This is a genomic window from Arenibacter sp. F26102 (assembly GCF_023015865.1).
Classification (GTDB): domain Bacteria; phylum Bacteroidota; class Bacteroidia; order Flavobacteriales; family Flavobacteriaceae; genus Arenibacter.
Genome location: NZ_JALKBC010000006.1, coordinates 315,293 through 339,021 on the forward strand (window position 1 = coordinate 315,293; position 23,729 = coordinate 339,021).

Here is a 23,729-nt window from a genome sequence, read left to right on the forward strand (position 1 = left end):
TTGGTAGATAAAAAAGACGTTTTCATATGTTAAATAGGTGACTTTATCTATTTAAGTTTCAAACCCGAGGCTCGGCATCTAATTTTGGAAAAAAAATAACTAATGAAATACATTTATAACATGAAGGAAAAAGTAAACCACATTAAAATGTTAACGATGGCTAGCTTAACACTTTGCTTAATGGCCAGTTGCTCTAGTGACGATGATGAAGATCTGGGGAACTGGACAGACAAATCTGTATTTGATGGGAGTCCACGTAGTGGTAGCGCCTACTTCACTATTGGAAACATAGGATATAGTGGTACAGGTTATGATGGAGAAGATTACCTATCCTCCTTTTGGGCCTACAATATGGATGATGATTATTGGTCCCAAAAAGCAGATTTCCCAGGAACAGCAAGGAATGCAGCTGCAGGTTTTACCATAAGTGGCAAGGGATATATAGGATCTGGTTATGATGGTCTGGATGAACTGTCGGATTTTTATTCCTACGACCCAAGCACCAATTTATGGACAGCAATTGCAACCTTCCCATCTACCCCAAGGAGAAGTGCCTTGGCATTTGGAATAAATGGCTATGGTTATTTCGGTACCGGTTTTGACGGTGACAACGATAGGAAGGATTTTTGGAAATACGACCCATCTACCGATAGCTGGTCCGAGCTTGTAGGCTTTGGTGGTGACAAAAGAAGGGCAGCAACTACCTTTACTATAAATGATATTGTATATATGGGAACAGGCGTTGCCAATGGTGTTTATTTACTAGACTTTTGGGCTTTTGATCCTGCAACAGAAAGTTGGACCCAATTATTGGATCTTGACGAGGAAGATGATTACTCCATTGCTAGAAGCAATGCAGTAGGTTTCACCTTAAATGACTATGGCTATATAGCCACCGGAACCTCCGGGGGTACCTTACGAACTATTTGGGAATATGACCCTAGTTCCGATACCTGGGAAGCCAAAACAGATTTTGAAAGAACATCCAGACAGGATGCAGTAGTATTCTCCAATAACGTAAGGACGTTTATTGGCTTAGGCCGTACAGGAAGTTTATATTTGGATGATTTGGAGGAATTTTTCCCTTATGACGAATACGACGACGAAGACTAGTAATTTTGATTTAAAGTGTTAGAATTAGCAATGGAGCTATGCCTAATGGTATGGCTCCTTTTAAATTTAAAAAAATAATGAAAAGGACTTTAATAGCATATATTTCGATAGCAGTTGTTTCCGGATTTCTGTTTTTGGGTTTTTCAAATTACAAAACCGGTTCAAAAGAAAGTAAATTGCAGCTCCAATCCGAAATATTGAAGTTGGAAAATGGCTATGGATATCAAATAAAATTAGACAATAAATTGATTATCCGCCAGGAGTTCATTCCCATTCTCCAAGGAAAAAAACCCTTCACAACCTCCCAGGATGCCAAACGTACCGCCGAAAGGATTATCTATAAATTACAAAAAAGGGAGAGTCCAATTTTAACAATCCCCGAATTGCGGGAATTGAAGATTCCGGAATTTAACCTAAATTAGAGAAATGCATGGTTCTAGATAAGAAAAATATTCCGCAATGGCTTGTGCACGCCTTTTTATGGCTTACGCTATTCGGCTTACTCTCTTATCCTTTTTTGTCTGGATCCGGGTCCCTACCGTATAATCTGCTGGCAAAATTACTGGTGGCCATGGCACTCTTCTATCTTAATTACTATTACCTGGTACCAAAATTATTGCTCAAAGACCGTATGTGGAACTATATTGTGCTGTCGGTTTTACTGCTATTGGCAATAGGCTTTTTTGCAAATATTGCTTTCCCTCCATCACCTCCAGATAACTTTCCACGACGCGCCGTTCGTATGCATCCACCTGGCGAGGATGGTCCTGGGGCATTCAGGTTTTTTTTGATGACTACAGTTATATTCGCCGTGCCTTATATTTTCGGCACCATGCTAAAGGTTTATACGGAATGGCAGAAAAACGAAGACCTTCGGAAATTGGTAGAAAAAGAAAAAATTCAGTCAGAACTTCAATTTTTAAAGACCCAATTAAACCCCCATTTTCTTTTTAATTCCCTAAATACAATCTATTCACTATCTGTAAAACAATCCCCCGACACCTCAGAGGCGGTTATCAACCTATCTGAACTTATGCGGTATATGCTCTACGAAGCTGACAGAAAATTGGTACCCCTGGACAAAGAAGTGGAATACATAAAAAGTTATGTGGCATTGCAACGTTTACGACTATCCAACAGCGAGGAAGTAACCCTAAAAATATCTGGCGAGGAAAGAGGGAAACTTGTACCGCCACTTTTATTTATATCCTTTATTGAAAACGCATTTAAATATGGTACCGATTACAATGGAAAATCCTTTATTAAAATAAACCTTTCCGTAAACCATGAGTCCATACATCTACAGGTGATCAACATCATAGGGTCTTTTAAGGCTGAAACCAATAGTAGTGGAGTGGGCCTTGAAAACGTAAAAAACAGATTGAACTATTTGTACCCGAATTCCCATGAATTGTTAATTGTTGACGACGGAAAGACCTACGAGGTTAATTTAACCCTAAAATTAAAAAACTATGAATTGCATAATCATTGATGATGAGCCTTTGGCAATAGATGTTTTGACAGACTATTGCAAAAAAATAGACTTTACGGAGGTAGTAGGGACTTTTACCAATCCTTTGGATGCCATTACAGTTATTAAGGAAAAAAAGGTCGACTTAATTTTTTGCGACATAGAAATGCCCCAAATCAGCGGTTTGGAATTTATAAGCGCCCTGGAGAACAGGCCCCTATTTATTTTCACTACAGCTTATGCACATTACGCCGTTGAGGGATTTGAACTTAACGCAGTCGATTACCTGGTTAAGCCAATCCCTTACCATAGATTTATAAAGGCCGTTTCCAGAACAAAGGAGATTTTGACACAAAAGGAAGTACCCACAACTGCTAATATTTTTCCTTCAAATGGAGGGCACAACGATTCACAGAAATTCATTTTTGTAAAATCCGAACATGAAAATATTAAAATAGATCTGGATGAAATTGAATACATTCAAGGACTTAAGGATTATCTTAAAATCCATATTAAAGGTACCAACAAGACAATCTTGACCCTTCTAAGCTTTAAGGACCTTTTGGACAAGCTTCCCCAAAATCAATTTATACGGGTTCATAAATCTTTCGTGGTCAACGTTAATGTTATTAAGACCATACAAAGGAATCGAATTGTGATCAATGACACCCGAATCCCAATAGGAGAAAGTCATAAGACCCAATTCTTTTCTTTTCTGGGCTTGTAATATAGATTGGTCATTGGCCTAATAAAAGCATCTTTTAAAAACCAATTATGAATTAATGGGCCATGACCCCGGCATCAAGAGGTTTCAATGGTTCACCTTGAACGGCATATTGAACGTTGATCATTCGTGGATTTTGACTAGGCTTATAACGTATATTAATAGGATGCCATCCTTTTTTAAGGGCCACCTTTCCGTAACGTTTTCGGGGTCCATGATAGCCACCATTGTCCACAACCAATTTATCCCCAACATACAGTAGATCGCCACCATCGGACCGGGTTTCAAATTCGTATATAGCATCTTTTTCAGCCTTAAAGAATCCTTGGTATATCATGGAAAAATTTGTTTGATCTTTAAATTCTCCCAACTCAATCACCTCTACACTCGACCAGTTAGCAGTGCCAGGTACAGAAATATCTTCAACCTTTTTAAATTTGCCCTTGGTAATCCATCTTTTTAACCCAATATTTTGGGGGTTTACAGCCAAGGCTGGAGTATATGCTACCTTTACCACCTTGGTAGCTTTTAAATCGTTGAATATCCCACCTCTATACGCGCGTGCTTTAATATCCACAGTATCCTTTACCATAAAGGGGGAAGTGTATTTAAGCGAGTTACTATTGGGTATACTTCCGTCCGTTGTATAATATACATCTACCCCCTCTAACGGATAAGCCAAGCTTAATTTCACCAAAGTACTATCCACGACTGCAATTTCCCTTTCCAGACCTTCAACGGCAGGTATGTAATAATGTACATCCAAGGCATCCAAACGATCATATTGCTTTTCTACCCGTTTATTGAAGGATTCAAAATCTTTATCGCCCTTGGCTGCCCATCCAGTTTCCGATACTGCCAACAATCTGGGAAAAGCCTGGTATTGCAATCTTTTAAAACTAGGAATCCACTCGGACCAAAGGTTTGCCTGTATCCCTAAAATATGTTCGGATTGGGCTGGTGTAAAATTTTCTGGCACAGGTTCATACCCATATACTTTTTCCAGTTTATTTCCCTCGTTTAAATAGTCAAAATAATAGGCCGCGGTGGTGGTTACCACAATATCATTTCCGTTATCGGCAGCTATTTGAGGTGCGTTTGGAGCCCAATTCCTCCACCACATCATAGAGGCATCTTTGGTCAGTCCGCCGCGGACAATCTCGTCCCAACCCATAAGCTGTTTTCCTTTAGACTGCAAGTACTGCTCTATATCCCTATTGAAATGCGACTGCAGCTCATGTTCGTCCTTTAATCCATTTTCCTTTATGGACTTCTGACAATGCGGACATTGTTCCCACGATTTAATATTAACCTCATCCCCACCAATGTGTACATATTTGGATGGAAAAAGGTCTACCACTTCTGTCAATATGTTTTTCATAAATTCATAGGTGGTTTCCTTTCCCAAACATGCCGGATAAGTAAATACGGTATCCCAGCCAGATTCTTCGTTACAGGACAGGAAGGGATAATTATCGATTGCCGATTTAAAATGGCCGGGCATATCAATTTCTGGAATAACGGTAATACAGCGATCTTCCGCATAAGCCACAATTTCCTTTATTTGTTCTTGGGTATAAAACCCACCATACATTTGCTTACCATCGATCTCCTTAAAATTGGATTCATCAATTTTGTACAATTCGTTTTCCACAGCCCTTGTATTGCATATGCTATCTTGATTATTCGGAATTCTCCAAGCCCCCTTTTCTGTGAGTAATGGATATTTTTTAATTTCCACTCGCCATCCTTGGTCATCGGTCAAATGCATATGATAGGTATTTAACTTATACAAGGCCATATAATCCAAAAAGGCCTTCACTTCATCCATTTTAAAAAAATGCCGGCTAAAATCCATATGCATTCCCCTCCATTCAAAGCGGGGTTCGTCTTCAATAACAATACAGGGCACAAACCAAGCTGCATTTATCACCTCCGTACTTTCTATTTCAGTGGGCAATAATTGTCTAATGGTTTGAACCGCATTAAAAAATCCGCTTTCATCCGTTGCCTTAATTTGAATTAGATCTGGGTCAATTTCCAATTTATAGGCTCCTTTCTTTAGTCCTTCCACTGATGCAAAAACAACGCCTTTCCCTGGTTTTTCGAGTGAGATTTTTAACCCATACCCTGCGGCTGTTTTAAACATTCCCGCAAGATAATTTGCTGCCTTTCGCTGGGTTTCATCCTCAAGGTTGATCCTTGTATTGGCAACAAACTCAAACGAACTTTCCTTTAATTGCATAAGGACCGGCTTGGGAACCAAAGAGATATCCTCTTCTTTAAAAGTAGGCTTGGTATTAGAGCAGGAAGCTAAAAAAACAGCTATCAATATTAAGGTAATATAATTTTTCATTTCTTTTAATTTATTTAATCCATCAATTCCGTTCGCCCGACCAATCTACGCCGTGTTTCCCGGTGATTATAGCTATATCTATCTAATATTGAGTTTTATGATACCATCTATCTCGGTATCGAAATCTTCTCCCGGGTAGAGAAAAACACCTTCTTTAACTTGCTTGAACTTAATTTTGGACGCACCATCAAAGGAAGTGGCAGAACTAATTTTCTCCTTCAATTCCGGAATAAAAATGTACGGCTCTTGGGTAGGACTTAGTACATGCACATATAGCATCTTATCCTTTTGTGTAATGGTACCCCAATTTTGTGGCTTAATAACATTACCTCTAGATCCGTAAATACTTTCTCCATATTTTTCTGTCCATTCCCCAACCTCTTTTAGGGTTTCTACAAATTCTGACTGAATTTCACCATTGGGCATGGGGCCCACGTTCAACAATAAGTTTCCATTCCTTCCTGCCGCATTCACCAAAAAGTGAATAAGCTGTTTTGTAGTTTTGAATTTTTTGTCGTTTAAATTAAATCCCCAAGATTTTGCCATTGTAGCACAGGATTCCAAAGGCAGCTTACTTACTTCAACTCCATCACTATATCCTCCTTTATTCTCTCCTGGCAGGTCGCGTTCAAAGGTCTGGATATCTTCCCCTGGTATAGGCTGAAGGTGATGGTTGTTGGCTATCAAGGTAGTTGGACTCAATTCATGGATCAGGGAATAGATTTCATTATAGTGCCAATTGGCTTTTTTTCTGTCCCAATGCCCGTCAAACCAAATAACACCTATTTCCCCATAATTGGTAAGCAACTCGGTCAACTGCGATTTCATAAACTCTATATAACTATCCCAATCCGTATCCACTGGATACCCATCCACTATTTTCTTTCCAAAACCATAATCTTCCCTTGCCCAATCCAATAGGGAATAGTAAAAATTTAATTGGATACCTTCTTTTTTACATTCCGCTGCCAATTCCTTTAGGGGATCTTTTCCATAACGGGTAGCGTCCACAATATTATAAGGCGAGGCGTCCGTATCGAACATACTAAAACTATCATGGTGCCTAGTGGTGATAGTAATATATTTCATTCCTGCCGCCTTGGCTATTTGCACCCATTCTTTCGCATCAAAATCCTGGGGATTAAAGAATTTCGTTAGCTTCTGATAGGTCTTATAGGGTATTTTTTGTTGATACATTACCCATTCCCCATCTCCCAAAACACTATAAATCCCCCAGTGTATAAACATCCCAAACTTCATATCCTGAAATGCCTCACGGTGTTCCAAATTTTCCTGTGTAGGAATGTACTCCGGCATTGGATAGGAATACTGTTGTGCCTTCCCCAACATTGCCACCAAACTAAACACACATATTGCTATTGTCCTTTTCATCATAACGTACTACTTATTAAAATTTACTTTTTATGTTCTTAATTTATTGATTGTATAACCGGTTCAGGTCCCATTTCCATTTCCAGAACCCCACCTTCGATTATTTCCTGATGGCTAATCCAAAACCTGTTCAAGGGCTTACCATTTAGGGTCATATCCTGTATGTAGATGTTTTCCTTGGAGTTGTAGTTGGCTAAGATTTTAAATTTCTTGCCAGGATAATATTCAGGATCCAGTTGTATTTCAATTTCATTGAAAACGGGACTGGTTATCTGGTACTTGTTATCTCCCGGGGAAATGGGATGAATGCCTATTGAAGCCAGGACGTACCAGGCCGACATTTGTCCCACATCCTCGTTCCCACACAGGCCGTAGGCACCCGTTCCATAGGCGTCGTTACATATCTTCCTGGTCCATTTTTGGGTCAGGTGGGGTACGCCGGCCGTATTAAGCATAAAGGGCACATGGTGCACCGGTTCGTTGGGATGGTTGTAATAATCATTCCATAAAAAATCCTCAGGGGTATTCTCAAAGAAGGATATAAGCTCATTCCTAAAGGCCTCTTCCCCTCCCATCAAGGTCTTTAAGCCATCAATATCATGGGGAACAAACCAACCTTGTTGAAAGGGATTGCTCTCTATACAGCCCTGCCCATGTACCGTTTTGCCCTTCCATTCCAACCAGTTGCCTGTACTATCCTTTGCCCGGAACCAATTTACTTCATCGTTCCATATGTTGCCGTAATTTTTACTTTTTGCAAGGTATTCCCGGGCTATTTCCGTTTTTCCCAAAGAATTGGCCATAGTGCCAAGAGCCCAATCGGAATAGGCATATTCCAAGGTTTTGGAAATATTGCCATGTGTATATCCCAACTCTCCATTTCCAGTATTATCCACCGTATTTTTTGAATAGGCAAAAGCCTTTTCAATATCATACTTGCGAATTCCTTTTTCATAGGCATCAACAATAACTGAGACCGCAGGGTTCCCCAACATACATCCCGAATAGGAATTAAGCATTTCCCAACGCGGCAAGTATTCCCTGCCGCTCAGCTCCGCCATTTGTAGTAATGAATTAATTTCATCATTCACCAGGTTAGGGTTGATAATTGTCTGCAGAGGAAATTGCGACCTAAAAACATCCCAGCCGCTAAAAATAGTCCTGTATGTAAAATCGGAGGTTTGGTGAATTTTTTTATCGGCACCAATATAGTTCCCGTTCACATCCGAAAACGTTCTGGGATCTATCATGGTGTGGTATAGCGCGGTATAAAAAATAGTTTTTTCATCCTCAGTCCCGCCTGAAACCACAACATTCTTAATAGCCTTGTTCCAACTATTCCTTGCCTCCTCCCGTGTCCTATCAAAATCCCAATGATCAATATCATGCTCCAAGTTTTCCTTGGCACCTTCCACACTTACAAATGAGATGCCGCTCTTTACCAAAACTTCCTCCCCTTCGTTGGTGCTAAAATTTGAATAGAAACCTAAATGCTTTCCCTGCATCTCCTCTTTGGACGGGAATATTTCAGCATTTTTTACCGCCAATTGGTAATCATCCTGTCTGATCCATCGCATTTTTCTGGGTACGTCCGGAATATCGGCACTCCAGATACCATAATCTTTAAGGGGTTTGCTAAACTGACAATAGAAGTATACCGTATAATCCGCATTACCTGCACCGGCACCCCAACCCCCACCTTCGGGCGGACATTTCATCCAACCCTCAATGGTATTTTCGTTTACTACCTTTATATATTGTTCCGTTGAAGTCCCGCCCACTCTACGTGATAAATCTATTTGAATCCTGGAATTATTGTTTTCAGGATAGGTAAACCGAATAATTCCCGCCCTAGGTGCGGCAGTCAGCTCTGCTCTAATTTTATGATCATCGAGGGTTACCGCATAATATCCGGCCTTGGTCACCTCGGTATCATGGGAATAACGGGAACGATATCCTCCCTCAGGATTTTCCGGAACCCCTCTATTGGTCTGTAGTTTTCCAGTTGTTGGGGTAACCAAAAAATTACCTAGGTCACCAAACCAGCCCACCCCGCTCATATGTGTAAAACTAAATCCCTCCATAGTCTTGTGTTCATAGGAATAGCCAGATCCGTTATCACCTCCCGTAAACGTGTCCGGACTAAGCTGTACCAATCCAAAAGGTGTAGCGGCACCAGGAAATGTTTTACCAAACCCGTGGGCATCCTTGGACTTTTTCCCATAGGTGATTGCCCCAATAATGGGGTCGATATAGTCTACAGGTTCCGGCCCTGAGGGTTTACTTTCCTTGGAGGAGGAACAAGAAAACACGGAGATGACCAACATGGCAACGCCAATATTTCTCAGTACCAATTTTATCTTTTTCGTTTTCATATAGCCAGTATCTTTTTATTATAGTACATGGGATGGTATTATTTACCTACTTTAAATATATCTACAGGGACGTCATTGGCCTGCAATTTGCCATCAGTCGTTCTTCCATTTTCCACTATTTCCTTTAATTCATTGGTCAGCTTCTTGACCACCCTTGGATGTTGGGCATAAACATTATAGGTTTCTCCTTCATCTTTTTTCATATTGTATAGTTGTATTTCGGGAAGTCCCATTTCCCTCGCTTTGCGATCATTGGGAGCTGTCCAACCTCCTGAGCCCGGGGTTAGCTCCAATTTCCATTTTCTATTTCTTATGGAAAACTTACCGTTTATGGAATGGTGCACCACATACCTATAGTCGCTTTTGGCCCTTTTATTGTTAAGCAAGGGAAGGATACTGTAAGAATCCTCAGCCGTCTCTCCTGGGAGAGCCGCTCCTATTATTTCCGCGCAAGTAGCCATTAAACTGGTAAGGCATATTAACTCGTCGTTGGTTGAATTTGCTTCAATTTTTCCTGGCCATTTCACTATAAAGGGAACTCTATGGCCTCCTTCCCAAATATCCGATTTTGACCCTCTAAACTGTGCACTGGGAAAGTGTCCATATTCCTTTTCCAATTTTTGGCCCTTGGCCACAGGATAAGAGCAACCGTTATCGCTGGTAAAGAAAACAAGCGTATTTTCTGCGATTCCGTTTTCCTCTAGGGCTTTCATGACACGGCCCACAACATCATCGGTCTCCATAACAAAATCAGCATAGGCTCCCATACCACTTTTTCCCTGCCATTCTTCCGAGGGAACTACGGGACTATGGGGGGAATTAAGGGCCAGATATAGAAAGAAAGGCTCCTTTTCTGTAGCTTCCTCCGCTATGTAACGGGTAGCATGATCCCCGAGGAACTGCAACATCCTAATGGGCGGCATGTGGTCTATAACCTTGTCATCTTTTATTACGGTTTCCATAGTAGCAGAATGGTGAAACCCAATATAGGATTCAAAACCCCTGGTAATGGGGCCATCAGGAACTGTGGCACCTATGGGGGCATTAAGTGGTTTTTTACCTTCATACAGCTCATAAGCCTCGCCATTTTCGTCCTCAAAATTAAATCCAAGATGCCATTTCCCCATCGCTGCGGTACGGTAACCCTTTTGCTTTAACATAGCAGGGACGGTAAGCCGTTGATCTGCTATTAAAGGTTCATGTTCATCTCCTCCTCGCAATACGCCTTCCTGTAATCTAGAGCGCCATGCGTAGCGGCCGGTTAGAACACCATATCGTGAAGGGGTACACACCGAAGAGCCGGAATGGGCGTCTGTAAAGACCATTCCTCCGGAAGCTATTCTGTCTATTTGTGGGGTGGGAATCTTTCCCTTTTCCCTATTTAAGGCCTGTACGTCCCCATACCCCAAGTCATCGCAAATAATATAAACGATATTAGGTCTTTCCTGTGCCGATACGGATGCCATTATCAGCACAAATAGGATATATAATTTTGAAAATTTCATGTTTTTTATTTTAACCTAATTTCTGTTAGGCTCCCCAATAGTGTTCCTTCCTTATTAAACAGTCCAGCTTTAACAAGGGTTTTGGGGGGCGCTATAAAATGGCCCTCGTACTTAATGGAAGCCGTTGTGGGGTCTTCCCCTCCCGTGGTATAATATATCTCATACCCAACTGTTTCCGTACTTAAATACACATAGGCCTCACTTTTTAATTCATCATGGGCATACGAAGCATACACCGTGAACATACTTTTGGCATAATTTACCTGTTCCCGTTCCAGTCTTTTAAAGTGGGAATCTTCCAGGGCAGTTTGAAATCGCTCCCAATCCTTAACATTGGGGTCGCTCCATGACACCTCTGCACTGGCCAGTGCCCGGGGGTATAACATATATTCACAATGTTCCTGGGTGGGCGTAAATTCGCCCCACAAACAGACTTCATTACCAAGAACCCTATTTACCTCTTCGGGCGTCAATTCGGCCGGAATGGGCTCATGAGCGTATACTTTAGACAAAGGCAATACCACTTTAGGACCTTCAGGCTCCATTGAGGTAGGCCCTTGAACCTGACTGATATACATATGTTTATAAGACGTCATTATGGTAGGATAACCATTTTGAGGTGCTGTAATCTGAGGGTTGTGCCCTCCTCTTCTCCATGCCATAATGGTTGCTCCAGGAGCGCCCTGCCCACTTAAAATCTCATCCCAACCAATCATGGTCTTATTTTGGGCCTTCACGATTTTATGCACCTTTTGTATAAAATAACTCTGTAGTTCCTCTTCGTCCTTTAAGTTGTTTTCTGTTTTTACCCCTTGGCAATACGGACATTTTTTCCAATTGGATTTATTGCATTCGTCACCTCCAATATGCAGGTATTTTGATGGGAACAGTGCCGCAACCTCCTCTATTACCCCTTCCAAAAATTCGTAAGTACTGTCTTTACCCGCGCAGACCGCATTATCGGGTGCCTTTCCCCCTACAGCAACTTCAAAATTGGCATCGGATTCATCATAGCAAAACAAGTGCGGATAAGATGCTACCAAGGCCTTGCTATGACCCGGTACATCTATTTCCGGGATAATCTCCACATTGCGCACTTTTGCGTAAGCAATTACTTCCTTAATGTCTTCTTGAGTGTAAAAACCACCAACCGTTTTGGGTTCTTCGGCGGTTGCCTTTTCGCGCTGCCACCAGCTTACCCCGGTCCTATCGGCACGCCATGCTCCTTTTTCAGTAAGGTTTGGGTACTTTTTTATCTCGATACGCCAACCTTGGTCATCGGTCAGATGCCAATGGAACTTGTTCACCTTATAGGAGGAAAGAACATCTATATGTTTTAGGATAAATTCTTTAGGTTGAAAATGTCTGGAAACGTCCAACATAATGCCCCGCCAACCAAATCTAGGGTTGTCTTTGACCGTCATACCCGGCACTTTTACCGTTCCGGTATTTTCCAAAGGAAAGGTCTGGCGCAAGGTCTGAAATCCATTAAAAAGTCCTCCGTAATCTTTGGCCGTTACCACAATGGATTCTGGTTGCACCTCAAGCAAATAGCCCTCATCCCTTACCGACAGCCTTTTATCCAATATAAACAAAATATGTTTTTCCCCCACCTCAGGGTTTCTGTAAGAATAGGTAAGGTTAAGCCCTAGGTCATTATGGAATTTTTCAGCTAAATAAGGAATGAAAACCCCACGAAACTTTTTGGGCACCACCACTTTGGTATTCTTGTCCAGAACAAAAGCATCCTCTGAGTAGGAAACCAACTCGGGCTGTGGAATAAAAGTGTTTTGAAAATCTTGGGCATTTCCTGCTACGGACAGTACAATGGCTAATATTATAAAAGTTAGTTTTTTCATGTTTATAAATTTTCGGCAATTACTTTGGCGACTTGTTTTCCTTGTTCGGTTTTTCCTAAATCATTATAGTGCACATTGGCAGGTTCTATAAACCATTCCTTGGAATGAGGTTGGGTAAAGGCATACAGATCGTTAATTTGAATAGACGGATAATTTGCCAAAACCTCTAAAGCTACTTTGTTATATTTTACACTATCTCCAGCAAATCTTCCTGCAGCCCCTTCCTCTGGAACGGCAGTGGTTGTTGCAAAAATCAACTGTGCTTTTGGATATTCCTTCATAAGATATTTACAAATTTCATGAAGGTTTTCCTTGTAATTTTCTATACTATTTACTTGCTTTCCGTTTTCCTTATCCAATTTGCCGTGCTTTACATATTTTAGATCATGTAAGCCAATGTTAAAGTGGATAACATCCCAATCGAAATCCCAACCACCTTTTAAATAAGGCTGAAACATGGTCGTTTTCATTTTTTCCATAAATGGAATAAACTTGTTACTCGATTGTCCATTTTTATGAAACCTAAATACATTAGCTTTTCCATCCAACTCGTTTCTCACAGTTGGGGTGTACCCAATTGAAATGGAATCTCCATAAATTAATACATTAGGCAATTTTTTGTTTGGATGAACATACTCAAATGCTTTTCCTTTATTGGCTAATTTATTCCAGGCTTCACGTGCTACTTCTTCATCATATTTACTTCCAAAAAGGTTTAAGGAAGCACATGAAGACGCCCCCATATAAATGGTAGTGGCTCCTAAATATTTCACAAAATGTCTTCTGTTCATAAATTGCTTTTATAGTAACAGTTAAGGTCTTAAACAACTTGGCATCCAAGGAGGCCTTAACCTCTTTATCATTTATCTTTCACTCTTAATAGAGGTGTAATTTGCAGCTGAAAAATGTAATACTTTTGTACTCCTCATGCTATGGCATTAGAATCTTAGGATGGCTGATCACTTTTTTAGAAAACGGTAAGTATACCTCCTACACTACCAAAACCTGTTTATACTATTTTTTTTTTCATGCTCTTATTAAGACTATAATCCAATTTCCTCTAGTTTTCCCAATTGTGCCCATGAGGGAGCCTCATCGTTTTCCAGCTTTACTCCTTCGGTACTTCTGCCATCATTAATAATTTTTAGCAAATCCATTTTAAATTCTTTTATAATTTCTGGATGTTCTGCTTGTAAATTATATTTTTCGCCAACATCATTTTTAATATTGTACAGCTGAACTGTGGGAAGGGTATCGTAAACTGATTTTTTAATATTGATATTTGGATAACTCCAACCGCCAGAACCCGCACAAAAGATTGCTTTCCAGTCGCCTTTTCTAAATGCGAATTCACCACGGACAGAATGATGGATTATACTTTCCCGTTTTGGGGCATCGCTGCTTAAATTGGTTGTTGATAAGTGGCTAAAGCTGTCTTCAGCATAATTATCGGCTAAATCGGCACCCAAAACATCTACAACGGTTGCAAAAAAGTCTGTAGTACAAACTAACTGATCAGATTTTGAGGGCTTAATTTTATTTTTCCAGGCCATAATATACGGTACGCGGTGTCCGCCTTCAAAAATATCGGACTTAAAACCTCTATAATCGTAACTTGGGTTGTGCCCTTTAGATTTTAATTGTTTAAAGTTTGCCGCTGGAGAACAACCGTTATCGCTGGTAAATACGATTAAAGTATTTTCCGAAATTCCGTTTGCTTCCAAGGCTTTAGTTACTTCACCCACAACCCGATCGACCATAATTACAAAATCGGCATAAGGATTATCCAACTTACTTTTTCCTTGAAATTCTTTAGTTGGCAGTATTGGTGTATGTGGTGCCGGAAGTGGCATATACACAAAGAACGGCTTCTTTTGATTTGCGTTTTTGTTAATGTAACTTACTGTGCGTTTTGTAATTTCAGGTAAGGCCTGTTCGTGGGTAAAATCATCCGCCGTTAAGCCTTCACGCCAAGTTCCTTGTCCACTTTTACCTTTGGTAATTCGAGTAGGTACACTGGTAGGCAAATCGTTTTCAACCCAAACGTATGGTGGCATATCCAAAGAGCCACAAAAACCATAGCTGTAGTCGAAACCATGGGTGTTTGGTCCGTTTTTGATAGGTTTGGTAAAATCTACTTCTGGTCTAGCTTTTAGATTGTCGATATCGAGAGAGTCGGTTTGTGTTATGGACCAATCCCAACCCAAATGCCATTTTCCTATAAAGGCAGTATTATAGCCATTGTCTTTTAGGAAATCGGCCACTGTAATGCGGTTTGGTTTTATCAAGGATTTGGAATAGCCGCTTACTACACCTTGCTTAAGGCGTGTTCTCCAGTTATAGCGTCCTGTTAAAATACTGTATCGTGTTGGTGTACAAACAGCAGAACTGGTGTGTGCATCGGTGTACATTACACCATTTAAAGCCAACTCATCAATGAATGGCGTTTGTATTTTAGAGTTATTGTTGTAGATAGACACATCCCCATAGCCCAAATCATCAGCTAGAATATAAATGATATTAGGTTTGGAGGTTTCCTCGTTTTTATTGCAAGAAACCAGCACCGTAAAAAGCACGGCTAAAATTAGTATTGGATTTCTTAATATTTCGACTACTGACATTATTTAAACTTTGTTCTTAAATAGGTTAACGAATGTTTTCTTTTAAATCGGCTTCAAATTTTATCATCACTTTATGCAGTTTTTTTACAATTTTAGGATATTTTGATGCGAGATTAATACTCTCCGAAATATCATCTTTTAGGTTGTAAAGGGCAATTTCCTCGCCTACCACCCTAAGTTTCCAATCACCTTTTCTCACCGCCTCCAGCGTAGATTCCTTGTAATAAAAGAAACCTTCTTTTTTGTGGGGTGACTTTGCTTTTTCTTCTCCTGAAAGTAATGGCCACATATTTTTACCGTCAATTTTTTTTTCAGGTAAATCGGCGCCTGTTAAGTAGGCTATGGTTGGTAAAATATCTATTGTTGAAGCTACTTTATCTGTTACGGCACCTGCTTTGATCCGGCCTTTCCATTGGGCGATCATGGGAACCCGCATTCCGCCTTCGTAGGTTTCAAACTTATGCCCGCGTAAGGGCAAGGCACTACCTCCTTCACCATTATCCAATTTCCAAGGCCCGTTATCTGAAGTGAAAATGACCAAAGTATTATCATCAACTCCCAATGAAGCCAGTGTATTTAAAATTTCACCCATGCTCCAATCTATCTCTTCAATAACATCTCCGTATAAACCTCGTGCACTTTTCCCTTTAAATTCAGGTGAGGCATACAATGGCACATGAGGCATAGTATGGGCGAGATACAAGAAAAATGGTTTGCTTTTATTCTCTTTAATAAACTTAACGGCTTCTTTGGTGTAGCGCTTTGTTAGCGTAGTCTGGTCTACTGGATACTCAATAACTTCATCTTGCTGCATTAAGGGCACTTTACGTCCGCGCCATTTTTTCTCACGAAGGCTATCCATGGTCATGCCTTCCCTAAACACGATGTTTTTTGAAACTTTGGACTTTGGGTTTACAGACATATCGTTACTAAACGGTATCCCATAATACATATCAAAACCTTGTGAAGTAGGCAAATACTGCTCTTGATCTCCCAAGTGCCATTTACCAATGCACGCCGTAGCATAATCCTTGGTCTTTAACATATCTGCAATGGTTACTTCTTCTTTGGACAAACCTCCAGGCAAATTTGGCCATAATACCACGGGCACACCGACCCTAGGTGGATAAGAGCCGGTTAAAAGTGCTGCCCGTGAGGGGGAACATACTGGTGAAGCGGCATAAAAATCGGTAAATTTTATACCGTTTTCAGCCATCTTATCAAGGTTTGGGGTTTTAATTAAGGGCGAACCAAAAACGCCCACGTCCTGATACCCTTGATCGTCCGTAAAGACAATTATAATATTTGGTTCGGAATTTTTATTTTGGGCAACCAATGCTGTTTCACAGCTAATAAATGCCGTAATAATAATCACTATTAATTTTATACTTTGCATTGTATTGTTCTATTTGTTGTTTAACAAACCGTCAAAATGATAGGTTCTTCCTGCCTCAGTTTCAAATTCAATAATTTTATCATTGTATTTTAAAATACACGGCAGGCCACTTTTTGAAAGTACCGAAACGCCAATCAATTGACCTTTTTCCCAAGAAAAAGACAATTCAAACCCACCTCTGGCTACAATACCTGAAACACTTCCTTCTGGCAGGGCCGTAGGTAAGGCCGGCAATAATTCAATTATATCTAAATGGCTTTGCAGAATCATTTCTAAAATACCTGAGGCGCCTCCAAAATTTCCATCAATTTGAAATGGTGGATGTGCGTCAAACAGGTTGGGGTACGAGCCTCCTCCTTCTTTACCATCTGCTCTTTCGGCAGGACTGAGCAGTTTATGCACTAGCTTGTAGGCATGGTCGCCATCTCTAAATCGCGACCAAAAATTAATTTTCCAGGCCAAACTCCAGCCTGTGCCATTATCTCCTCGGTATTCCAAGGATTGCTTTGCTGCCTTCATTAAATCTGGCGTGTCCTCATAATTAATTTCATTCCCTGGGTGAACCGCCCAAAGATGAGAAACATGACGGTGATGATTTTCCGGATCATCCTTGTCTTCCAACCATTCCTGTAATTGTCCATGCTTTCCTATCTGGTTTGGAGCAATTTTAGCTATCATTGACCCCAAGGTTGAAGCAAATTCCTGATCTGTATTTAATATTTTTGAAGATTCAATAATATTTTTAAACAATGCCCTGATCAACTGATGATCCATGGTAGGGCCTGCAACCAAACCCCCAATTTCCGGTGAGTTTGATGGTGAACTAATCAAATAACCGGTATTGGGGTCTTCGTATAAAAACTGACTGTAAAACAAGGCCGCACTTCGCATTAAGGGGTACTTCTCCTGTAAAAAGCCTTTATCTTGGGTGTATAGAAAATGTTCCCAAATGTGGGTGCTTAACCAAGCTGCGCCACCCAACCAAATACCGTGGTGCGATGCGTTCACCGGAGCTGCACCACGCCAAATATCAATATTGTGGTGTGCAATCCAACCCTCCGCATTATAGTGTGCTTTGGCGACTTTGGCTCCCGTTATAGAAAGGTCTTCGATTAAATCGAACAAGGGTTCGTGGCATTCACTTAAATTGTACATTTCTACCGGCCAGTAGTTCATTTCCAAATTAATGTTCGTGGTATAACTACTAAACCAAGGTGGTGTTAATTTATCGTTCCAAATACCTTGAAGTGTTGCTGGCTTTGATCCTGGGCGACTACTGGAAATGGTTAAATAACGTGCGTATTCTACATACAAGGCAACCAGTTGCGGATCGTTTTGATCGCTACTGAAATCGGAAATACGTTGATCTGTCGGATTTTTGGATTTTCCATTATCCCCAAAACTAATGTCAAATCGGTTGTATAAGGATTGATAATCTGCTACATGTTTAGCTTTTACAGCATCGTAACTTAAGTCTAATACTTTGGCCAGTATTTCAGGTGCTAGTTTTTCAGGCTCCCCGGAAACGTCTTCAAAATCAATATAATTTGTGGCTGCAGTCAAATAAATGGTAGCACTGGAAGCTTCGGTAATTGTAAGTTTCCCTCCTCCAGTTTTAATGGTACCGTTTGTTTCAACCCTTAGCGTAGCGACCCCTCTTAAAGCGCCATTTTTAACCTTTACTTCCAGGGTTTGATTAGCACCATTGGTCTTCACCGCCTTATCTTCATGAATAGCATCTAACCACAAATCGAAATCAAGGGCTTTGGCTTTACTGGAAGTTAAGTTTACAGCAATAATATTATCTGGAAAACTGGACAGTACTTCACGTTTATATTCTACACCCTCAACGGTATAGGATACCGAACCAATGGCATTATTTAAATTGAGTTCGCGCTTATAATTGGAGTAGTTATCATGGTTTTTGAAATCGATATAAATATCGCCAAACGGTTGATAATGCACTTGCTGTAAGGGTTCGCTCATAAACTCTTGCTGTGCCAATTTCTGGGCCTGCATTTGTTTACCTTGTGAGAGCAATTGCCGTATTTCATTTAAATAATCTCCGGCATCTTCGTTGGAATAATCATGGGGTTGTCCACGCCAAAGCGTTTCTTCATTAAATTGAATATGCTCTTGTGAAACACCTCCATAGATCATGGCTCCAAGACTACCGTTGCCCACTGGCAAAGCTTCAGTCCATTTTTCTGCGGGTTCATTGTACTGAAGTTTATACACCTCTTTTTGTTCCACAGCTTCGCTCGGGTTTCCACAGAAGGAAAGCATTAAACCAAGTAAGAATATGAATGCTATATGTATCTTCATTTTATAATATTTTGTCACTACTAATTCTTTGGAGTTGAATAAACATTTTCAGACCAGGCTTCTAATTTTTTTAGCATGGTTTTAACCAAATCTGGATGCTCGCTTGCTACATTATTGTTTTCACCTAAGTCTTTATTTAAATCATACAATAATGCTTCCGCATCATTATTTTGCAGAATGAGTTTCCAATCTCCTTGTCGCATAGCTTTTCTTCCTGAATATCCCCAAAACAAATCTCTCTCCGGCAAAGGTTTGCCTTGGAAAAGATTATCCTTTATGCTGATTCCATCCAAATCTTCAGGAGTTTCAGCTCCAACAACATCCATAATTGTAGGAAATAGATCCATAGTTAAAATGGTTTCGTCGTTAACTTGATTTGGCCGAATGGTTCCTGGGTACCAAGCCATGGCAGAAACACGGTGCCCTCCTTCCCATAAGGTGGATTTGTATCCTCTTAAACCGCCATTGCTACCCACTCTACTTGATGCGCCGTTATCTGAACAAAAGAATACCATGGTATTCTCATCAATATTAAGTTCTTTAAGGGTTTTCATCACTTCTCCAATACCTTCATCCATAACCTCCACCATTTCCTTATAAATGTTGTTAAGCTCTTCCTTGGACTTTTTATTTATTTGATTGGCCTCGTTCTTCCAACCTACATTACGTTCTGCTGGGGATTTACGCCCTTGAAATGGGCCGTGGGGCGCTTCATGCGGAATGTAAAGTAAAAAAGGTTCGTCTTTATGACGTTTAATAAAATCTACGGAATGTTTAGTGATCAAGTCTGTAGAATAGCCTTTTTCGTTTTTAATCTTATCGCCTTCCCACCAATCTTCATAACCTTCCTGATCTATATGTGAATGGTAGTCCACATTACCGGAAACGTAACCAATATACTCATCGAAACCTTGATTAATGGGGTTAAATTCGGTTTTGTAACCAACGTGCCATTTACCAAACATACCGGTAACATAACCCGCTCCCTTAATGGCCTCAGCAAACGTTTTTTCGCTAGTGGCCAAACCTTTATCTCTATGGTGCTTAGCTGTTACCACGCCGTCTATACCAACACGTTGTTGGTATTTGCCTGTTAAAATTGCCGCTCTTGTTGGGCTACAAACCGGTCCGTTAGCATGAAAATCTGTAAATCTGATACCTTCCAAAGCCATTTTATCCAGGTTGGGCGTATTGATCATCGTGCTTCCATAGCATGATAAATCGCCGTACCCCATATCATCGGCCATAATAATGATGATATTTGGTTTTCCTGCTTTTTGAGCTGAACAACTTAATGTTATCACTGCTAAAAGGAAAGTGCCAAGAAGTCTATTAAATTTTTTGGTCATAATCTATTTCTTAAATCAACCTTTCCAATGCTTTTCAATAATTTCCAGTATTTCTGGATTATCGGCATCTGTATCCCCAAGCATTTTACGCTGTTTCAAAATTTCAGCTTTCATTTCGGAAATAATATCCTGATATTCCGAATCGGAATATGCATTATGGAGTTCTTTGGGATCCTTTTCCAAATCGAAAAATTCCCAATATTTATCCGGTTGTTCTTCTTTGGTGTATTCATTTACCTTGAGTCCATTTCCATAATAGAAGGCAAGCTTGTAGCGTTCTCCCCTAATTCCGAAATGGCCTGGGCGATCTTTGCTATGGTCCCAGTACCTGTAGTAGCCATGCTTACGCCAATCTGCAGGGGTATTTCCTTTTAAATTTTCGCGAAAACTATGCCCTTGCATGGTTTCCGGATACTGTATCCCGGCATAATCCGCAAACAGGGCCGAGAAATCGGCATTTTCTATGATATCCGCATTTCGTGTCCCGCCGGGAATCTCTTTTGGGTATCTTATGACAAAAGGCATATGAATGGATTCCTCATAGATCAACCGCTTGTCGAACCAGCCGTGTTCCCCTAAGAAATAACCCTGATCTGCCGTATAAATGACTATGGTGTTTTCCGCCAATCCAGATTTTTCCAAATAATCCAACAACCTTCCTATATTATCATCTATGGCAGCTCCGCAGCGCATAAAATCCTTTACAAATTTCTGATAGGTCTTCATTCTTGCCTCATCTGCGCTAAGACCTTCTACCGAGAAAGGCAATTCCGGATAGGCCATATAATCCTTTCTCAATTCCGGATCGGCAGTGGCAGCCAAATAGCGCTTTTGTAGGTTGTCTATAGATTGACCTTTGAAGACCCGCCCGGTAGTTTCCGCTCCTTGATCATAAAAAGAATCCGGAACTGGAATTTCCTCATCGCGATATAGATGACTAAAACGCTCAGGGTAATCATAGGGTTCGTGTGTCGCCTTAAAATGGCACATGGCCATAAAGGGTTTGGATTTGTCCCTGTTTTCTATCCACTCCATGGTTTTATCGGCTATGATATCGGTACTGAAACCTTCCACTACTTTACCTCCACCGTAGTAGTCTTCCCAATTGTCCGCTGTTTTCAATCTCGGGTTCCAATAATCCCCTTGCCCTGGCAATACGGCATAATAATCAAATCCAGCCGGTTCTTGTTTTAAATGCCATTTTCCGATAACGGAGGTGGCATAACCGCCATTTTGCATCTCCTTCGCAATATTATTGTGGTTTGGGGACAAGCCAGCACCCAAAGTGGTAACACCATTAATGTGGCTGTATTGCCCTGTAAGGATCGTTGCCCTACTTGGGGTACAAATGGAATTGGAGACTAAACAATTCTCCAAAACGCAACCTTCGGCCGCCAACCGCTTTATATTGGGATTATGCACATAGTCCTTAAGAATGCCCCCATAAATCCCCCAAGCCTGGGCGGTATGATCATCGGACATAATAAAAAGAATATTGGGTCTTTCGGCGCTGACCACAGTTTCTAATTTGGTTTTATCCTTACAACCGGTATTGGCCATAAGCATTACTGCTATTAGAAGTACAAAAAAGCTCTTATTTTTCATGGTGTTTTATTTTAGAACTCAATATTCTTAAAATTTGCCTTCAAAACCAAGGGATAACTACTTCCATTTACTGCTGGCATGGTTATACTCAAATTTTCCTTAGTATGCTTAAAAGTTATCTTTCTATCATCGTATAACTGCGTTAAGCTTTTAAGATTTCCTGGGTTGACTTCACTGGATTTTCCTAAAGATGGAATAACAAATTCACCTTTTGACGGGTTCATGACAATAATGTAAAAATCATCACCTTTAGTGGTGTAGCGCACCTCGTCTGCAGCAAAAAGTGGTGTTGCTGTTGTACGTTGATTGAAATGTTCACCTTGCTTTTGAGCTTCAACGGCATTTCTAAGCTCTCCGTCAACGGTTTCTACATGCTCGCCACGAACGCTTTTGCCATCGCCAAAGACTTTCCATGGGCGCGTACCATAAATAGCCTCACCATTAATTTTTAGCCAATCGCCCACTATATTAACGCTCTTTTTAATTTCGTGCGGAATGGTTCCATCAGGGTTCAATTCCATGCTTAAAAGTAGGTTTCCGTTTTTACTAACGGCCTCGATTAGCATTTCCAAAATGGTGCGTGCATTATGGGTTAAATGGCGGTCCTTTTTATAAAACCAATCGGTAAACGTTATTTCTGATTGCCAAGGATATTCTCGTAAAGTATTACTTCCTCCGGATTCCACTTCGTTAACCGTACCTTTTGCTTCCCTTTTCAAAAGCATTACGGCATCTATAGTTCCGTTTTTCTTTAGGCTATTGTTATAAAGTTTACGGGTAACTTCCTTACCATAATCCCCGTAAGTGAAGTTAAAACCATCGTTATATAACAAATCCGGCGTGTAATTTGTAACCAGTTCGATATGGCGTTTTAACCAGTTTTTCTTGATGTCTTCTATAATTTCTGGCGTGCGATCTTCTGGTGCGGGACCGTATAAATCTTTAGGATCCAAACCTTCCCACCATTTACCAATTCCATCCGCTTTGGTTAAGTGGCCATCATAAGGCACACCGGCTTTTTCCCCTTCTTTATCTGAACCAAAAGCGGGTTTCCACCAGTTTAAAAAACGATCGTCGTGACTGGTAACCCCAAATTTTAAACCAGCTTTACGGGTGGCAGCTTCAAACTCGCCGATAATGTCTTTTTCAGGCCCTACGTTTACTGAATTCCAAGGGTGGTGTGAAGATTGGAACAAATCGAAATGATCGTGATGGTTGGCCAATGCCACTATATATTTGGCGCCGTTTTCTTTTGAAAAATTAATAAGTGCCTCCGCATCAAAGTTTTCGGCCTTCCATTGGTTAATGACGTCTTTATATCCGAACTCTGACGGGTGTCCGTAGGTTTGTAAATGATAGGGATTGGCCATCTTTCCAAACTTCTGTCGCCCCACATCTTTCATATACATATGCCGGGCATACCAGCCACCACCTTGTTCCGGTACACTTTGCGGACCCCAATGGAACCAGATTCCGAACTTAGCATCCCTAAACCACTCCGGACAACTGTATTGTTCCGCCAATTGGTCCCAACTTAATTCCTTTTCACTTTCCTGAGCCAAACCAAAAGACGATACACAGCATATTACGATAAATAGCTTTAGACGTGTATTCAATCTATCAATATGTAATTTCATA

16 protein-coding genes are annotated in these 23,729 nt (G+C 40.6%); 4 read left to right on the forward strand and 12 right to left on the reverse strand.

The window, feature by feature from the left end; translation table 11 throughout:
* Window positions 1-102: 102 nt before the first annotated feature.
* From MWU78_RS11110 to MWU78_RS11125, 4 genes are all read left to right on the forward strand, one after another.
* Window positions 103-1,113, forward strand: a complete 1,011-nt coding sequence (locus tag MWU78_RS11110; protein WP_246997804.1) for a kelch repeat-containing protein — start codon at window positions 103-105, stop codon at window positions 1,111-1,113.
* A 77-nt stretch (window positions 1,114-1,190) separates the two neighbouring features.
* A complete protein-coding gene (locus tag MWU78_RS11115; RefSeq protein ID WP_246997805.1) occupies window positions 1,191-1,535 on the forward strand; it encodes a DUF4907 domain-containing protein in 345 nt (114 codons plus the stop codon).
* Window positions 1,536-1,543: 8 nt separating this feature from the next.
* On the forward strand, window positions 1,544-2,605 hold the full coding sequence (locus tag MWU78_RS11120) for a sensor histidine kinase (protein WP_246997806.1): 1,062 nt from the start codon (window positions 1,544-1,546) through the stop codon (window positions 2,603-2,605).
* Complete coding sequence (locus tag MWU78_RS11125; protein WP_246997807.1) at window positions 2,586-3,311, forward strand: LytTR family DNA-binding domain-containing protein; 726 nt, start codon at window positions 2,586-2,588, stop codon at window positions 3,309-3,311. Before MWU78_RS11120 ends, MWU78_RS11125 begins: the two co-directional genes overlap by 20 nt.
* A 52-nt stretch (window positions 3,312-3,363) precedes the next feature.
* Here MWU78_RS11125 and MWU78_RS11130 read toward each other — a convergent pair whose 3' ends face one another.
* The 12 genes from MWU78_RS11130 to MWU78_RS11185 form a co-directional block, all read right to left on the reverse strand.
* The gene (locus MWU78_RS11130) at window positions 3,364-5,664 is read right to left on the reverse strand and encodes a family 20 glycosylhydrolase (protein ID WP_246997808.1); all 2,301 of its coding nucleotides are present in this window, start codon (window positions 5,662-5,664) and stop codon (window positions 3,364-3,366) included.
* Window positions 5,665-5,742: 78 nt separating this feature from the next.
* The gene (locus tag MWU78_RS11135) at window positions 5,743-7,059 is read right to left on the reverse strand and encodes an alpha-L-fucosidase (RefSeq protein ID WP_246997809.1); all 1,317 of its coding nucleotides are present in this window, start codon (window positions 7,057-7,059) and stop codon (window positions 5,743-5,745) included.
* A gap of 35 nt (window positions 7,060-7,094) precedes the next feature.
* Window positions 7,095-9,431: a GH92 family glycosyl hydrolase gene (locus MWU78_RS11140; protein WP_246997810.1), complete on the reverse strand. Its 2,337-nt coding sequence runs from the start codon at window positions 9,429-9,431 to the stop codon at window positions 7,095-7,097.
* Window positions 9,432-9,469: 38 nt separating this feature from the next.
* Window positions 9,470-10,936: an arylsulfatase gene (locus MWU78_RS11145; protein WP_246997811.1), complete on the reverse strand. Its 1,467-nt coding sequence runs from the start codon at window positions 10,934-10,936 to the stop codon at window positions 9,470-9,472.
* A 5-nt stretch (window positions 10,937-10,941) separates the two neighbouring features.
* Window positions 10,942-12,795, reverse strand: coding sequence for a family 20 glycosylhydrolase (locus tag MWU78_RS11150; protein WP_246997812.1), 1,854 nt, complete (start codon window positions 12,793-12,795; stop codon window positions 10,942-10,944).
* A 2-nt stretch (window positions 12,796-12,797) separates the two neighbouring features.
* Window positions 12,798-13,586, reverse strand: a complete 789-nt coding sequence (locus tag MWU78_RS11155) for an SGNH/GDSL hydrolase family protein (protein ID WP_246997813.1) — start codon at window positions 13,584-13,586, stop codon at window positions 12,798-12,800.
* A gap of 252 nt (window positions 13,587-13,838) precedes the next feature.
* Window positions 13,839-15,416 (reverse strand): arylsulfatase, encoded by a 1,578-nt coding sequence (locus MWU78_RS11160; protein WP_246997814.1) that lies wholly within the window; start codon window positions 15,414-15,416, stop codon window positions 13,839-13,841.
* A 25-nt stretch (window positions 15,417-15,441) separates the two neighbouring features.
* Window positions 15,442-16,812 (reverse strand): sulfatase, encoded by a 1,371-nt coding sequence (locus tag MWU78_RS11165; protein ID WP_246997815.1) that lies wholly within the window; start codon window positions 16,810-16,812, stop codon window positions 15,442-15,444.
* A gap of 9 nt (window positions 16,813-16,821) precedes the next feature.
* The gene (locus MWU78_RS11170; protein WP_246997816.1) at window positions 16,822-19,137 is read right to left on the reverse strand and encodes a glycoside hydrolase family 95 protein; all 2,316 of its coding nucleotides are present in this window, start codon (window positions 19,135-19,137) and stop codon (window positions 16,822-16,824) included.
* A 20-nt stretch (window positions 19,138-19,157) separates the two neighbouring features.
* Window positions 19,158-20,486, reverse strand: a complete 1,329-nt coding sequence (locus tag MWU78_RS11175) for a sulfatase (RefSeq protein ID WP_246997817.1) — start codon at window positions 20,484-20,486, stop codon at window positions 19,158-19,160.
* A gap of 15 nt (window positions 20,487-20,501) precedes the next feature.
* Window positions 20,502-22,091: a sulfatase gene (locus MWU78_RS11180; protein WP_246997818.1), complete on the reverse strand. Its 1,590-nt coding sequence runs from the start codon at window positions 22,089-22,091 to the stop codon at window positions 20,502-20,504.
* An 11-nt stretch (window positions 22,092-22,102) separates the two neighbouring features.
* Window positions 22,103-23,728, reverse strand: coding sequence for an alpha-L-fucosidase (locus MWU78_RS11185; RefSeq protein ID WP_246997819.1), 1,626 nt, complete (start codon window positions 23,726-23,728; stop codon window positions 22,103-22,105).
* Window position 23,729: the final 1 nt, after the last annotated feature.